Genomic DNA, 16473 nt, shown 5'->3' with positions numbered 1-16473 from the left:
ATGACTTTTAATACAGTACAAGAAGCATTTAACCATTATAGAAACTCAAGTTTAGAAGAAATCGAATCACGTGCAGGGGAAATTAAAGGCACAATCGAGAATGACCCTGATGCAGATGTTACAAAATTAAATGTAGAAATCGAAGGCTTAAACCAAGCTAAAGCAAATATTCAAGATAAAGGAAATAATGAAGGTAAAGGAGATGGCAACGTGGAAAATCGTTCATACAACCCAATTACAGGTGGACAAATCAGAGGACAGCAAGAAATCAATAAGGATACTATTTTTGAATCTAACGAATATCGTTCAGCATTCTTTAAAACAATGTTAGGACAAGACTTATCAAATATCGAACAACGTGCATTTAATACAGCACAAGAGGTTGAAACACGTGCCGAAGGTTTTGCATCTTCAAGTAATTCAAGCGCAGTTTTACCAGAACAAACGTTAAATGAAGTAATTTCTAAAGCACGTAAACAAGGTGGATTAATTTCACATGTACGCAACTTTAATATTCCGACTAAGATTCGTATCCCAATTGGTACACCGTCATCAATGGCTAACTGGCACGTTGAGGGGCAAGAAGTACAAGCAGAACGCCCTGATACTGTGAATATTCAATTTGAAGGCAATGAGATTGTAAAAGTATTCTCAATCAGTGTGAAAGCTCAAACAATGAGTATTTCAGCATTTGAACAATATCTTGTTCAAGAATTAACGCAAGCAGTCGTGGAAACAATCGACTATGCACTTGTGAACGGTACAGGTACAGAACAAGGTCAAGGCATCTTAACTGGTATCACATGGGACACATCAAACACTGTAGAGCTTACAGGTGCATATACAGACTTCACAAAAGCATTAGCGTTAATGCAACGTGGATATAATGCAGGTGCTAAATTTGCTATGAGTAACGCAACTTTATATAACACTGTATACGGTGTGATGGACGCAAACCAACGCCCAATATTTATCCAAGATGCTCAAAATGAAAGTGTTGGCTATATCTTCGGCAAAGAGGTAATCCTAGATGACCATATCGAAGATGGCACGATTCTATTAGGTAACTTCCAATATGCAGGCTTTAACTTACCACAAGGCATTGCATTAGAGAAATCAACTGAATCATCATTCCGTAGTGGCTTGATTGACTTTAGAGCAATGGCTATTGCAGATTGTAAGCCATTAGTAGATGAAGCATTTGTTAAGTTAGCAGCAGCTACACCAGAAGTCTAATATATAACAGTTAGGGCATCAGTTAAAGCTGGTGTCCTTTCTTATAAGGAGTGAGTACATGATTATAACAATAGAAGAAGGGCGCAATGCTTTGCGTATAGATGGTGATTACAATGATGATATTATAACGCCATTGATAGAATCGATACCAGACTACTTATACTTAACGACTGGTAAAGATTGGGACGATGGAGAACTATCGAATCCATTAGCACAAACAACAGCTAAGTTTATATTGCAGTTATGGTTCGACCCACAGACACAGGACAGTATGAGGCTTAAACGTACAATAGATGGCTTATTGGTATCATTAACAGCATTAGGACGCTCATACGATGGCTAGGAGTATAAACGAATCCTTTTACAAGTCCAGTAAGTGGGAGAAGTGCAGATACGGTTATATGTCGTCACAGCATTTTATATGCGAACGATGTGGAGGACTTGCGACAATTTGCCATCATAAAGTTTGGTTGAATCAATCCAATGCGAATGATCCAATGGTAACTTTGAATTGGGATAATCTCGAAGCATTATGTCAAGACTGCCATAACAGAGAGCATTTCCAAGTGTCAGCAACTCGTGAAGATTTAAAGTTTGATAGTAATGGAAACTTAACAAAGAAATAATTTATAAAAATAAAAATTAATTTTATGAAAATATTTAGTCCCCCCACTTTTAATTTTTGAAAAAGGTAGCTCGGGGAACGAGGTGGGGAGTTAATTTCTCCTCCACACGATATTTAGAATATTTAAAGGTATAAAAAGTATACTAAAAGGAGAATTATATGAAAAAATTATATAAATCAATTAACTTAGAAGATTTTAAAGCACAAATTGACCAAGAAGAAAACATCAATAAACCAGTGGCATATGATCTACTGGAAGAATTAACATTCATGAAAGAAACAATGGACGAGCTTAAAGCTACCGTACAGCTTCATGGTGCCACGTATATATTCAAACAGGGAGAACAAGAGTATCTCAAAGAAAACCCTGCTATGAAGTCTTACAATGCCACTGTGACGAAGTACAACGCAACACTAAAACAACTCTTATCCTTACTACCTGAACAGTCTGATGAATCCGATAAATTTATGGACTTTGTAAGCAATGCCTAATGAAAATACACCGTTTGATTCAGCTGAACTAAACGGATCAAACAACTACATTGAACAGTATTACCAAGAAATAGAAAGTGGTAATATTACTGTTTCAAATAGAGTTAAGAAACAATATCAGAAACTCGTTCAGGATATGAAAGACCACCCGAAATACAAATTTGATGAAGCTAAATCGAATCGAGCAATACAATTTATAGAAATGTTTTGTAGGCACTCAAAAGGTGAGTTAGCTGGTAAGCCTTTGATATTAGACTTATTCCAGAAAGCCTACATTTCGGCTCTCTTTGGATTTGTGGATAAAGAAACAGGCTACAGGCGTTACACTGAATCATTTTTCTTTGTCGGTCGTAAGAATGGTAAGACAACTATGTTGAGCGCAATTGCATTGTACATGATGATTGCAGACGGTGAAAGTGGCGCAGAAGTGTATTCTGTGGCATCTAAGCGTGACCAAGCAAATATACTATTCGACCAAGCACATGAAATGATTAAGCAAAGCCCTGATTTAAATAAAAATATTCGTAAGCGTAAGAGTGATTTATATTTCGCTCACAATTTCAGTAAGATGCAATCGTTAGGTAAAAATTCTAACTCACTTGATGGGCTTAATGCTCATCTTGTGGTTATTGACGAATTGCACTCAATCCAAGATAGAAATTTATACGAAGTAATGAAACAGTCACAGTCAGCACGTACACAGCCTTTACTAATCATGATTACAACAGCAGGCACACATCGTGGCACAATATTTGATGACTTGTACGAGTACGCTTGTAATGTGGTAGATGGTAATTTTGAAGATGATAATTTCTTGCCTATTATGTATGAGTTAGATCATAAGGCAGAATATAAAATGCCTGATAGATGGCAAAAGTCCAATCCTGCATTAGGTGTATCTAAAAAAGTTGATGACTTAGAGCGCAAGGTGGCACGTGCCAAGAATAATCCTAATGACTTAACGGGTATCTTAACAAAAGATTTCAATATACGTGAAGTAACCAATAGTGCATGGCTTACGTTTGAAGCTATCAATAACGAAAGTACATTTGATATTAAAGACTTTGCAGGTACTTATGCGATTGGAGGAGCAGACCTTTCAATCACTACAGATTTAAGTTGTGCCACATTATTATTTATAGACCCTGAAACTGAAATAAGATACGTTCATCAAATGTATTGGTTGCCTGAGGACAACCTCAGAAAGCGTGTAGACGAGGATAAGATACCGTATGACAAATGGCATGAACAGGGATTATTAAGGCTATGTAGTGGCAATACAATCGACTACAGCGACATCACAGACTGGTTCCTAGAAATGTTAAATGACTTTGATATTACGCCACTGTGGATATATTACGATAACTATTCGGCTAGGTATTGGGTAGATGAAATGGAAGCATACGGTTTTAAATTGGTTCGTACACCACAAGGGGCTAAAACATTAAGTTTACCAATGCAGAATATGGGCGCAGATTTAGAGAAGCATAAAATCAATTATAATAATAATCCAATATTGAAGTGGTGCTTGACTAATACAGGTGTAGAAACAGATAGGAACGGAAACATCGTACCTATTAAGAATCAATCACCAAAACGTAGAATAGATGGCACAGCGTCCATGTTAGATGCTTATGTAGGATTGTTTGATAGTTACGAGCAATTCTTGAGGGCGATGTAGCGAAACACGACTTCAGAGTCCAAATTTGGGCTTTGATAGAGAATCTACATTTGGATTGTCTGAATTAACGAGTCCGTATTTGGCTCGGTTAAAATGTAGAAGCGCTTCGATATTCAGAGTCCTTAAAGTTAAGGAATCACACGGCTCAATTATTAGTTTTGGTCGGACAAAAAAGTTTAACCAATATGTAAAAGTACACGGTCAAAAAAGGGCGCGTACTATTGCTCAAAAAAGTAACGGCAAACGGACAAAAAAGTCCGTATGTAAAATTATGGTACGTATCAGAATTTCAAATTACTCGCATGCGAGTAAAATACGACGACGTCGTCGCAAATGTTTTGTCGACAAAACAAATTCATGTACGTACACGAATTTCAAATCTTTCGACGTCGAAAATATATAAGTGAGGTGAAACAAATGGCATATCATTTTAATAACAGGATTAAAGTATATAAAGAAGTAAGCAGTGGACCACTTCCCGGTGCAAATGGAGAAGAAATTATAGGTCGTCCGTGGGCAGACATTAAGACGTTAAAAGGTTCTGAATACAATTACGAAGGTGTGACTGCTAGTGAGCAACCTACACGCTTTATTATTCGTTACCGTGAAGGCATAGACACTACACAACGTATCAAGTGGGGAAATAAAGATTATAATATTCATTCAGTAACTAATGATGATGGAAGAAATCAAACGCTAACTATATTTGCTAAAGCATTTTCTTAGTATAGTAAAAGTGGTAAAATCAAAATAGAGATTTTCAATCTTTCGCCAACCTCTACCTTAATTCAGGGTAGGGGTATTTTTCCGTTCTGTGAGAGCGTCTGTATTGCATCGAGAAATGATAAAGTGGATATTGATACACAAAAAACCACTAGGTGATAAGCCTAGTGGTGGGAACTAATCAAAGGTCATTCTCCACAAATAAATGAAATCTCACAAATCACATTATTATAGGAAATATGCCAATTGAAATTCAAAGACAAGTTTATTATAACATATAACTATAGATATTGGTATTTTTGATAGCTTTTAGTTATGAGTAATATTTTATAATTTAGTGTATAATTGGGGTATTAAAGATAAGGGGGAATTATTAATGGGTTGGTTAAATGAATTAGAAAAAGGTTCTGTTGAAAATATATGTGGTTCATTATTTCTTTCTAATAATCGTACTTTTGATAGCTTAAACTATTCGTTAATGGGATCTAAATATACCGATGAAGATATGACATTAGTAGTAGATGGTTTAATTGCAGAAGGATACATTAAATTTGAAGATGGAAGATTTGTAGACGTTGGTAACGCTCAACAAAAATTAAAAGACAGAGGTTTTTTACACAAAATAAACATTGATTAAAGTGATTCCTTATAAGTTTTGTCATGACATAATTGTGACATAATGGAATGGAAAAACTAAAAATAATGGCACGTGTGAGAATATAAAACGTTGATTTAATAGGCTTTTATACATTCATTAATGGTGATTTAGGCATATACATGATATGCGTAATGATTTATATAGTCATATTCAGAAATTGAATTTTAAGTATTTTGATAACCAAAAATCTGGAAAGCTCATTGGTCGACTGACGAATGATTTGATGGATATTGGTGAGGCTGCCCATCATGGTCCCGAAGATGTATTTTTATCTATCATGACGCTGATTGGTGCATTTGTCATCATGTTAACGATTGATGTGAAATTAGCACTCATTACGTTTTGTGTGGTGCCTATTGTTTTTATCTTGGCTATTTTTTTCAGTCAAAAAATGTCTCGTGCATTTAAGAACCTATTTACAAATGTGTCACGTTTTAATGAATTAATCGCAGATAATGTGGGGGGCATAAGACTTGTACAGGCCTTTACAAATGAAAAACATGAGCAAACGAAATTTAGAAATATAAACGATAATTTTAGAGCTACAAAATTAAAAGCATATAATTATATGTCTTGGAATATTACAATTAGTCATATTGCCCAAAATCTGACATTAATTATTGTGTTAGTAGTAGGAAGTTATTTTGTGTTGAATGGTGATTTATCTTATGGTGGTATCGTTGCATTTATCATGATTACGAATGTACTCTTTAAACCATTACAACAAATTAATATGATTATAGAGCTATTTCCAAAAGCAATTGCAGGATTTAAAAACTTTAGCGAAATATTAAGCATTACTCCAGAAATACAGGATGCACCAGATGCGATTCAAATGCCGAGTGATCCTAAGACGATTCAATATAAAGATGTAACATTTGGATATGGCGAAACACCAATTCTAAAAAAACTAAATTTAGATATTCAGCATGGTGAGAAGATTGCATTGGTTGGACCGAGTGGTAGTGGTAAAACGACAATCAGTTCTTTATTGCCGAGATTTTATGAAGTAGATGACGGTGATATCTTAATTAATGGCCAAAGCATCAAATCGATTCAGTTAGCATCACTACGTGCAGAAATTGGTGTCGTACAGCAAGATGTATTCCTCTTCTCTGGTACTTTAAGAGATAATATTGTATATGGCCATTTAGAAGCTAACGAAACTGCAATATGGGACGCAGTTAGAAATGCGCAATTAGAAACATTTATCGAAGACTTACCCTTTGGTTTGGATACACTCGTAGGTGAAAGAGGTACGAAATTATCTGGTGGACAGAAACAGCGTATTTCCATCGCTAGAATGTTTTTAAAAGACCCGTCTATTATTATTTTAGATGAAGCTACAAGTGCGTTAGATATAGAAACAGAAAATAAAATTCAATTGGCATTTAAAAAGCTGTCTGAAAATAGAACATCGCTCATTATTGCGCATCGTTTATCAACAATTAAAGACGTAGACCGTATTATCTTTATCAAAGATGGCGAAATCTTAGAAGAAGGTAGTCACGAAGTATTAATGCAACAAAATGGACACTATAAACAACTTTATTTATCACAGTTTAATGAAGTTGAAACGTTTTAAAATGTTTTAATGTGATTATAATAGTGAGTATTATGGGGGCGGGCAAACGAAATCAAATTATGATTTCTATCCCGCTCCCTTGTATTTTTAGAGAATCTTAATTATGATTTAAGAAAGCGCTTTCTTTCGTATGGGAAGATCTGGAGGGTTAAAGTATGGCTTACAGTATAGGGATAGATTTTGGAACAGGTTCAGGTAGAGCCTTTCTTATAAATACAGAGAATGGTGAAATTGTAGAGCAATTTATTAAAACATATACACATGGCACGATAGAAGGAGAACTTGATGGTCAAAAACTACCTCAAAGTTATGCATTACAAAATGCGAATGATTATATGGAAGTCATTGAAGAAGGCATTCCAGCTATTTTAGCAAAAACACAAATTGCGCCAAACGAAATTGTCGGTATCGGTATAGATTTTACATCGTCAACTGTGGTATTTGTGGATGGAAATATGGAGCCTATTCATAATAAGGAAGGATTTAAAGATAATCCACACGCTTACGTTAAATTATGGAAGCATCATGGTGCGCAAGACGAGGCAGATGTATTATTTAAGACTGCACTTGAAGAGAAGAATCGTTGGTTAGGCTTTTATGGCTTTAATGTGAGTAGTGAGTGGATGATACCTAAGATTATGGAAGTAAACAATAAGGCGCCTGAAGTGATAGCTGAGAGTGCGTATATCATGGAGGCGGGGGACTGGATTGTCAATCGACTCACTGATCAAAACGTCAGATCAAATTGTGGCTTAGGGTTTAAATCGTTTTGGGAAGCGGACACAGGATTCCATTATGATTTGTTTGATAAAGTAGATAATGATTTATCTACTATTGTAAGAGAGAAAGTGGAAGCACCGGTCGTTAATATAGGTGAAACTGTAGGTAAGGTTAGTCAGACAATGGCAGATAAACTGGGACTTTCACCAGAAACGCAAGTTAGTCCATTTATTATAGATGCACATGCAAGCTTATTAGGGATAGGTTCAGAAAGAGATAAAGAAATGACTATGGTTATGGGCACAAGTCCATGTCATTTAATGCTTAATAAAGAACAACATAAGGTGCCTGGTATTTCTGGTTCAGTTAAAGGTGCCATTATTCCAGAACTTTATGCATACGAGGCAGGACAAACTGCTGTAGGTGACTTATTTGAGTACGTGGCGAAACAAACGCCGTATGATGATGTCAAAGAGGCGAAGTTACGCGATATTTCAATTTTTGAATTATTAAATGAAAAGGCCGCTAAACTATACCCTGGCGAAAGTGGACTTATCGCATTAGATTGGCACAACGGCAATAGAAGTGTACTTAGTGATAGTAATTTGAAAGGTTGCTTATTTGGCATGGGATTACATACGAAACATGAAGAAATTTATCGTGCGTACATGGAGGCAACCGCATTTGGTACTAAAATGATTATGCAACAGTATGAAGGATGGCATATGGAAGTGGATCATGTATTTGCTTGTGGTGGTATTCCTAAAAAGAATACATTACTCATGGATATCTATGCGAACGTGCTGAACAAACGAGTGACGGTTATTGATAGCGAATATGCACCAGCAATTGGCGCAGCTATTTTAGGCGCAATATGTGGTGGGGCGCATACGGACTTTAGTGAGGCGGTCGAAGCAATGAAAGAACCCGTATTATATACTGTTGAACCTCAACCGGATAAAGTGGAAATCTATAAAAAGTTATTTAACGCATATCAATCACTGCATGACTTACATGGCTATAAAAAAGCGAGCATTATGCGTGATGTTGCAAAATTGATGTAAGAGAATTAAATGTTTAATTAAAATAACCCAGAAGTAATATATCAGTGATGATACGTTACATCTGGGTTATTGTTATAAATAAATTTAGCCTGAAATGAAACTTGTTATAGCATCGATAAAACTATAGATACCTAAGAAGGAAACGGTTAAAACAACGAGTCCTCCGATAATATTGAGCCAAAGTGTATTTACAAAGCGGCCCATTAGATTTTTCTTATTAATAATAATAAAGATAAGTATTGCAATAATAGGTAAAATCATACCATTTAACGCTTGCGCAATAAGTAAGACTTGAAGCGGTTCAAAACCAAGTGCTGAAGTAATAATTCCAATAATGATAATCACAACAAAGACAAGTTTGTATTTCTTGCTTTGCATGCCGCCTTTCCAACCGAGTAGACTACTAATTGTTGCAGCGGCACCCGTTGGAGAAGCAATGGCTGATGACAGACCTGCAGCGAATAACCCAACACTAATCACTATAGGTGCAGCATCGCCAAGAACAGGTTCTAACGGTCCAGCAAGTTGAATGACACTTGATACTTCTTCACCTTTAATTAAAGTGGCTGCTGAAATTAATATTGCAGCAGAAATCACACCACCGACAGTAATTGAAATAATTGTATCCCAACGTGCAAATTTCAACTCCTTAACACCATTAAAACGTTCGTGTACAGCTGTTGAGTGGATAAAAAAGTTATATGGCACAACGGTTGTACCGATTAGAGCGATAACAGTAAGAATAGAACCATCTGGTATTGTTGGAATGAAGGCACCTTTTAAAATGCCCATAACATCTGGTTTTATAACAATCATCGTAGTGATAAATATTGCGCCCATGATAACCATAAGTACAAGCATAACTTTTTCTAAAAATTTATAGTTACCAAATAATCCAATGAGTAATATAATAACGCCGATAACTGGAGCAACCCAATTCTCAGGTAAATTAAGTAAGTAAGATGCCCCAAGTGAGGTACCAATCAAGTCACCACTAATATAGGCAGCACACCCAATGGTTACAGCAATGAGTGTGAACCACACGATGATTAGCTTACCAATTTTATTAGAAAATAAATCTTGAATTGCTTCACCTAAGCCTTCACGTGTAACGAGAGATAAACGAATAATCATTTCTTGTAACACGATCGTGGCGATGATTGAAAAGACAACTGCCCATAGTAAACTATAGCCAAATCCTGCGCCACCTTGAGTCATGGTTGTTACTGTACCAGGGCCAATGAATGAAGCAGTGATAATCATACCAGGGCCAAGCGATCGTAAAATCTTACCCGCGTGTTTAAACATTTAACCACTCCTCAGATTATTTTAATTTATTTAAATAAGCGACGTGGCCAGCAAGTACATATAATACTGCTGTAGAAACGAAATGGGCAGAATTCTGATTGGCATCTTTCATAGGATAAACTTCTACATAATCCATACCACATAGGCCGAGCGCACCAAATTCGTGAATCATCGTTAATAATTCATAGGACGTTAGACCATTACCATCGACAGGACCACCTGGATTATAAGCAAAATCCAATACGTCACTACATATTGTTAAATATACGACATCTACATCGGCACTTGCTTGAGCGTAGATGTCACGGGCAAACTGTTTTATATTATTTGATTCACGGATATCATTGATTGTTATCGTTACGGCACCAGCTTCTTCAGCGTAACGTCCTGTTGATGGATGATTTCTAGGACCGTGAATACCAGTGTGAATAATGCTTTCGTTACGTACACCGTCTGTTTCATAAAGTCTCATGAAAGGTGTATTACGGGCATAAGCTTCACCCTCATAATCTGGCATATTATCATAATGTGCATCTAAATGAATGATGCCGACTTTTTTACCAGTTTCTGTTAATGATTTAAGAATAGGATAAGTGACACCGTGTTCGCCGCCAAAGCCAACTAAGAATTTTTCGCTTTCCCATAGTTTTTTAGTGAAATCTGTAATGTTGTCATAGCTTTCTTTATTGTCATGAGCGACAAATGGCACATCACCGACGTCCCCCATAGATAAGTGTTCACTAATATCAATGTGGTTTAGTTCTGGTAGATATTGACTGTAACGTGCAGAGGACAGTCTAATTTGCTTTGGACCAAGTTCTACACCTGTATAATCTCCCCAAGTGCTTTCGCCTTCAAAAGGTACTCCATATACAATTACATCTGTATCTAAAGTATTTGATTGATTTAAATTTTTACTATTTAAAAAACATGGTGTATTCCCATAAATGTTATTTTTCATAATTTATATCCTCCCCTTTATTGTAGATAATTATATAGAGTATTTTTTTATTTTTCAAATAAATCAGAAAATTCGCTGATTTAATAATTCGAAATATATATAAATTAGAGGATTATTTATAAATTTTTATTAGATTATGAAGATGAAAGGGTGGATGAAAAGGATTAGGAAGGTTTGTTGAAAGCTGTATAGATAAATATAATAATAAAAAGCCACACCAATGAAGGTGTAGCTTTTGAAAAGACAATGTTTATTACATTGATATATTGTGATAATTTATGCCCAACCACGGAAACGTGTAGCTTCAGCTGTACGTTTGATACCTACAACATAGGAAGCTAAACGCATATCCAATTTTCTACTTTCAGCTAAGTCATAGATTTTATTGAATGCTTCTACCATTTTTTCACGGAGTAGACTGTTTATTTCTTCTTCAGACCAATAATAGCCTTGATTATTTTGAACCCATTCGAAGTAAGAAACAGTTACACCACCAGCACTCGCAAGTACATCAGGTATAAGTAACACACCACGTTCTGTTAATATACGTGTCGCTTCTTTTGTCGTAGGACCATTCGCTGCTTCTGCAACGATGCTTGCTTTAATGTCATGTGCGTTTTCTTCAGTAATTTGATTTGATAATGCAGCTGGGATAAGAATATCACAGTCGACTTCAAATAATTCTTTATTAGGGATGACGCCCTCAAATAAGTGTGTAACATGGCCATGTTTTTCTTTAAGCTCTACAAGCTCGTCAACATCTAAACCATCTGGATCATGTAAAGCGCCATAACTTTCAGAAATAGCTACAATTTTTGCTCCCATATCATGTAAGATTTTGGCAATAAAACTACCAGCGTTACCAAATCCTTGAATCGCAACACGAGACCCCTTGATATCAATGTTTCTACGTTTTGTTGCTTCTTCAATAGTAATTACAGCACCAAGCGCAGTGGCACGGTTACGACCTTCTGAACCACCTAAAGAGAGTGGTTTGCCAGTGATGAAGGCAAAAGCATTTGAACGATTAATTTTACTGTATTCATCCATCATCCAAGACATGATTTGTGGATTAGTATAAACATCTGGTGCTGGGATATCACTCGCAGGACCTACGAATTGTGATATAGCTCTAACAAAACCACGAGATAGATTTTCAAGCTCTTGATTACTCATTTGACGTGGGTCACAGATGACGCCGCCTTTACCGCCACCAAATGGTAAGTTAGTAATACCACATTTCATCGTCATCCACATTGCAAGTGCCTTAACTTCTTCTTTATTTACATCAGGATGGAAACGTACGCCACCTTTAGTAGGACCAACAGAATGATTATGTTGCGCACGGTAACCGGTAAAAGTTTTAACAGTACCATCATCCATGCGGACGGGTATACGGACTTCTAGTATTCTTAAAGGTTCTTTGATTAAATCATACATGCCATCGTCAAAGCCTAATTTATGTAATGCTTCTTTTGTAATTTCTTGGGTAGATTTCACTAAGTCATTATGTTCTGTCATTATATTTTCCCCTCTATCTATTACTTATAATATTTGTACTTACTTATCTATAAATGTTATAGACTTTACGACTGAAAATCAATACTAGAGATTGAATTTTTATAAAAGTTTGAAAATTCAGTGAATAAATAGATGAAATTTTCTTTGAAAACGAAAGAATCATTAAAGACAATATATGAGCGGGAAGTGAATTGAGAAAAAAATACATTGACTAAATTTTCAGAAATTAATAGAATGAATAATTATATTTAAAAAGTGTAGAACTTGAAGATAAGGAGAACATTAATGGAACAACCATCATTTAAACGTGCAATGAAACAACGTCATCTTATGTTACTTAGCTTTGGTGGTGTTATTGGAACAGGATTATTTTTAAGTTCTGGATATACTTTGCAACAAGCAGGTCCATTTGGAACGGTACTATCTTATTTAATTGGCTCAATTTTAGTTTATCTCGTTATGTTATGTCTAGGGCAATTAGCGATCAAACATCCTGTTACAGGTGGATTTCATACATATGCAAGTCTTTACATTCATCCATCTGTTGGATATATCGTAGCATGGTTTTATTGGTTAACTTGGACCGTAGCATTAGGTTCTGAATTTACAGCAGTGGGTATTTTGATGCAGAAATGGATGCCTGAAACCCCCGTTTATATTTTTGCTACGATTGCAATTATATTAATTTTATTATTTAATATTATATCGACACGGTTTTATGCAGAAGTTGAATTTTATTTTTCTTTAGTAAAAGTTATTGCGATTATCGTATTTATTATTTTAGGTCTTTTGGTAATTATCGGATTTATTCACTACGATGGTTATGAAGGTTTAAACACAATTGCTGATAGATATACGAATCCTACTTTTCCTAATGGTATAGGTTCTGTGTTTTTAACAATGCTAGCTGTGAATTATGCATTTAGTGGCACTGAATTAATCGGCATTGCTGCTGGTGAAACAGAGAATCCTGAAAAAGTAATACCCAAAGCGATTAGAGCAACGTTATGGCGTCTTATTGTCTTTTTTATAGGTACAATGGTTATTATTTCTATTTTAATACCAAGTTATCAAGGTAAGTCATTAGAAAGTCCATTTGTTGTTATTTTTCAAAAAATGGGAATCCCTTATGCGGGTGACATTATGAATTTAGTGATTATAACAGCTTTGTTATCTGCAGCTAATTCAGGGTTATATGCTGCGAGCAGAATGATTTGGAGTTTGTCGAATGAAGGTGTGTTTCCTAAATGGTTTGGAAAGCTAAATAAACATCATATGCCAGTGAATGCAACATTATTTAGCATGATTGGTGGCTTATTGGCTTTATTTTCTAGCGTGTATGTAGCAGATACATTATATGTAATTCTAGTTTCAATTGCTGGTTTAGCAGTTGTTATCGTGTGGATGAGTATCTGTATTGCATATTTTAATGCTAAAAAAATTGACCGAAGCTTAAAAGTACACCAATCGATTCCAATTATTGGGTTTATATTATGCTTAATTTCTTGTGTTGGAATGCTTTTTGATCCTAATCAAGCACCTGCACTTTATTTCGGGCTACCATTTGCAGCGATTGCGTTAATTTATTATTTTGTTAAATTTAATAAGAAAAGAGGAGTATAGATGAGACTGTTAGAAAAAGTGAAAACACAATCTCTAATTGTCTTAGATGGCGGACTAGCAACTACATTAGAACAAGCTGGTTGTGATTTGAATTCTTCGTTATGGTCTAGTGAAGTACTTAGACATCAACCAATTAAAATAAAGCAAGCCCATCAAGATTTTACAAATGCAGGTGCCGACATTATTTTAACAAGTACATATCAAGCAAGTTATCAAACATTTACAGATATAGGAATGCAGAATGAGGAAATTGATGACCTTTTTACAATAGCGGTAGAGCAAGTTATGGATGCAACAAATAATAATCAAGTGGTTGTAGGTAGTTTGGGTCCATATGGCGCATATTTAAGCGACGGCTCAGAATATACAGGGAATTATGTAATAAGTCGAGAAGCCTATTTTAAATTTCATGAACAACGCATAAACGCTTTGATTTCAAGGGGGATAAATGATTTTGTGTTTGAAACTGTTCCTAATTTTGAAGAGATTCAAGCAATTATAGAAAATATTATACCGAGTTATACCGAAGAACAAACATTTTGGATCTCTGTAACTGTCGATGACACAGGAAATTTATCAGATGGAACAGAATTCGAGAAACTAATTGATTATATTAAACAGAAGGGCACTATTATTCCGATTTTTGGTATTAACTGTTCTTCAGTTAAAGGAATCAATCGATCATTAGACAAAGGATTAGCTAGTTTGAGTCAGACAATTGCGTTGTATCCTAATGGAGGTTCTCATTATAATGCGGATAGCAAAAAATGGGAAAATGATGCTAACAGTGATGAAATTATTGAACAAGTTCCGAAGTGGTTAATGGAAGGTGTTCAAATTATAGGGGGATGTTGTCAAACAACACCAGAGGACATTAAAAAGATTAAACATAGCATGAGTTAACTAAAATTGAAGTTTCAAAATAGAAAAAGGAGAAGTGCTTGGGTTAACAAGCACTTCTCCTTTGTTGTTTGTTTGAATATTAAGTGTTTATGATGGTTGTTTATTTCTAAGTGAAAATTCTTTAAAAGTGATAAAGCGTTTATGACTTTTATCATATAATTTGAATTTTAATGATGTCAGACTTTCTCTAAGCGTAATAGATGTTGCATGATGTAGAGGTGTAACAGTTTCATGTGTTTCCTCTAAAGAGTAGTTAGGAATTCTAGGATTCAAATGATGTACATGATGATAACCTATGTTTCCTGTAACCCAATGTAGTACTTTTGGTAATTTATAGTACGAACTACCATCAATTGCTGCTTTTACATAGTCCCATTCAGAAGCTTCTTCGAAATAAGAATCTTCAAATGTATGTTGGATGTAAAATAACCAAATACCTAACATGCCAGCAATGAAGATCATTGGTGCAAATACTGCAAAGAAATGACCTACGCCTAATAGATAAATTAGACCACCGTATACGACTAATAATAAAATGTTGTTCATCCAAGTATTGATACGTTCTTTCTTTTTAGCGTCTTTAGAATTAAAGCGATTAGAAATAAATACTAAGAAGAACGGTCCTAATACAAACATCACAAGTGGGTTACGATAAATTCTATACGTTAAACGTTGGAATTTAGATGCTTCTGTATATTCTTCTACTGTCATAACCCAGATATCACCGATACCACGTTTTTCTAAATTACCGCTACCAGCATGGTGAATTAAATGTTCTCTACGCCATTTTCTGTAAGGAAACAGCGTAAGGAAACCAGTTGCGTTTCCGAGTAAATCATTGTGCTTTTGTTTTTTTAAATATGATCCGTGACAAGCATCGTGAAAAATGATGAATGTTCTAATTAAAAATATAGACGCGAATATACTACTAATAATTGCTAATGACCAATGCACATTATATAAAAGTCCGCTTACTACTAAAATTGCAATAAGAGGAAGTAATGTATTTATAATTTGTATTGTACTTTTTGTGTAGTTAGTTTTTGCGAAAGGTTTTACCATTTTGTTCAACATCTTTTTCTTATCTTTTTCCATATACACCTAACTTTCTTTTACTGAATAAGTTGAAAATAGAGTACATACTCTCACCAGTATTTCACTAAGTGTATATAAATAAATAGAAATTTACAAACATTTATACAAAAAAATTGAAAAATTTAAAATAATGAGAAATTTGAAAACGCAAAAGATGCATTAAAGAAGGGAGTGAAGAGAAAAATATAGGTAAATTTAATTCTCTATTGCAGCTAATTAAATGGTCATGGATAGCGTCATTTCAGTTTTTTACTCATATTAAATTTGGTTGAGACACA

Annotated in this window: 15 protein-coding genes; 11 read left to right on the top strand and 4 right to left on the bottom strand. The window is 35.0% G+C overall.

Annotated features, from left to right (window positions below; translation table 11 throughout):
* The 9 genes from NSR03_RS10370 (at position 1) to NSR03_RS10330 (ending at position 8784) form a co-directional block, all read left to right on the top strand.
* Positions 1-1236, top strand: a complete 1236-nt coding sequence (locus NSR03_RS10370) for a phage major capsid protein (RefSeq protein ID WP_340719221.1) — start codon at positions 1-3, stop codon at positions 1234-1236.
* Between the two features lie 58 nt (positions 1237-1294).
* Positions 1295-1579: a head-tail connector protein gene (locus NSR03_RS10365; protein WP_340719203.1), complete on the top strand. Its 285-nt coding sequence runs from the start codon at positions 1295-1297 to the stop codon at positions 1577-1579.
* 58 nt (positions 1580-1637) lie between these two features.
* On the top strand, positions 1638-1862 hold the full coding sequence (locus tag NSR03_RS10360; protein ID WP_261701502.1) for an HNH endonuclease: 225 nt from the start codon (positions 1638-1640) through the stop codon (positions 1860-1862).
* Positions 1863-2020: 158 nt separating this feature from the next.
* The gene (locus NSR03_RS10355; protein ID WP_340719202.1) at positions 2021-2353 is read left to right on the top strand and encodes a hypothetical protein; all 333 of its coding nucleotides are present in this window, start codon (positions 2021-2023) and stop codon (positions 2351-2353) included.
* Positions 2346-4034, top strand: a complete 1689-nt coding sequence (locus NSR03_RS10350; protein WP_340719201.1) for a terminase large subunit — start codon at positions 2346-2348, stop codon at positions 4032-4034. The genes NSR03_RS10355 and NSR03_RS10350 overlap by 8 nt, the downstream gene beginning before the upstream one ends.
* Before the next feature lie 417 nt (positions 4035-4451).
* Positions 4452-4760, top strand: a complete 309-nt coding sequence (locus tag NSR03_RS10345; protein WP_340719200.1) for a phage head closure protein — start codon at positions 4452-4454, stop codon at positions 4758-4760.
* Positions 4761-5133: 373 nt separating this feature from the next.
* The gene (locus NSR03_RS10340) at positions 5134-5394 is read left to right on the top strand and encodes a hypothetical protein (protein ID WP_340719220.1); all 261 of its coding nucleotides are present in this window, start codon (positions 5134-5136) and stop codon (positions 5392-5394) included.
* A 145-nt stretch (positions 5395-5539) separates the two neighbouring features.
* A complete protein-coding gene (locus NSR03_RS10335) occupies positions 5540-7000 on the top strand; it encodes an ABC transporter ATP-binding protein (protein ID WP_069821035.1) in 1461 nt (486 codons plus the stop codon).
* A 155-nt stretch (positions 7001-7155) separates the two neighbouring features.
* Positions 7156-8784, top strand: a complete 1629-nt coding sequence (locus NSR03_RS10330; protein ID WP_069821023.1) for a ribulokinase — start codon at positions 7156-7158, stop codon at positions 8782-8784.
* 84 nt (positions 8785-8868) lie between these two features.
* On the opposite strand, the gene NSR03_RS10325 is transcribed toward NSR03_RS10330, so the two are convergent.
* From NSR03_RS10325 to NSR03_RS10315, 3 genes are all read right to left on the bottom strand, one after another.
* Positions 8869-10092, bottom strand: coding sequence for an Nramp family divalent metal transporter (locus tag NSR03_RS10325; protein ID WP_002508490.1), 1224 nt, complete (start codon positions 10090-10092; stop codon positions 8869-8871).
* 16 nt (positions 10093-10108) lie between these two features.
* A complete protein-coding gene (locus tag NSR03_RS10320) occupies positions 10109-11053 on the bottom strand; it encodes an agmatinase family protein (RefSeq protein WP_002508489.1) in 945 nt (314 codons plus the stop codon).
* Positions 11054-11329: 276 nt separating this feature from the next.
* On the bottom strand, positions 11330-12574 hold the full coding sequence (locus NSR03_RS10315) for a Glu/Leu/Phe/Val family dehydrogenase (RefSeq protein WP_069821022.1): 1245 nt from the start codon (positions 12572-12574) through the stop codon (positions 11330-11332).
* Positions 12575-12859: 285 nt separating this feature from the next.
* Here NSR03_RS10315 and NSR03_RS10310 point away from each other — a divergent pair, with 285 nt between their 5' ends.
* Complete coding sequence (locus NSR03_RS10310) at positions 12860-14197, top strand: amino acid permease (RefSeq protein ID WP_002508487.1); 1338 nt, start codon at positions 12860-12862, stop codon at positions 14195-14197.
* Positions 14198-15100, top strand: a complete 903-nt coding sequence (gene mmuM, locus NSR03_RS10305) for a homocysteine S-methyltransferase (RefSeq protein ID WP_069821021.1) — start codon at positions 14198-14200, stop codon at positions 15098-15100.
* Between the two features lie 87 nt (positions 15101-15187).
* Here the strand turns inward: mmuM and NSR03_RS10300 are convergent, their stop codons facing one another.
* On the bottom strand, positions 15188-16195 hold the full coding sequence (locus tag NSR03_RS10300) for a fatty acid desaturase (protein ID WP_069821020.1): 1008 nt from the start codon (positions 16193-16195) through the stop codon (positions 15188-15190).
* Positions 16196-16473: the final 278 nt, after the last annotated feature.

Source organism: Staphylococcus sp. FSL W8-1207 (genome assembly GCF_038003745.1).
In the GTDB taxonomy this organism is placed as follows: domain Bacteria; phylum Bacillota; class Bacilli; order Staphylococcales; family Staphylococcaceae; genus Staphylococcus; species Staphylococcus equorum.
Note: the sequence above shows the minus strand (reverse complement) of the source record. Positions and strands in the feature narration are given on the sequence as shown.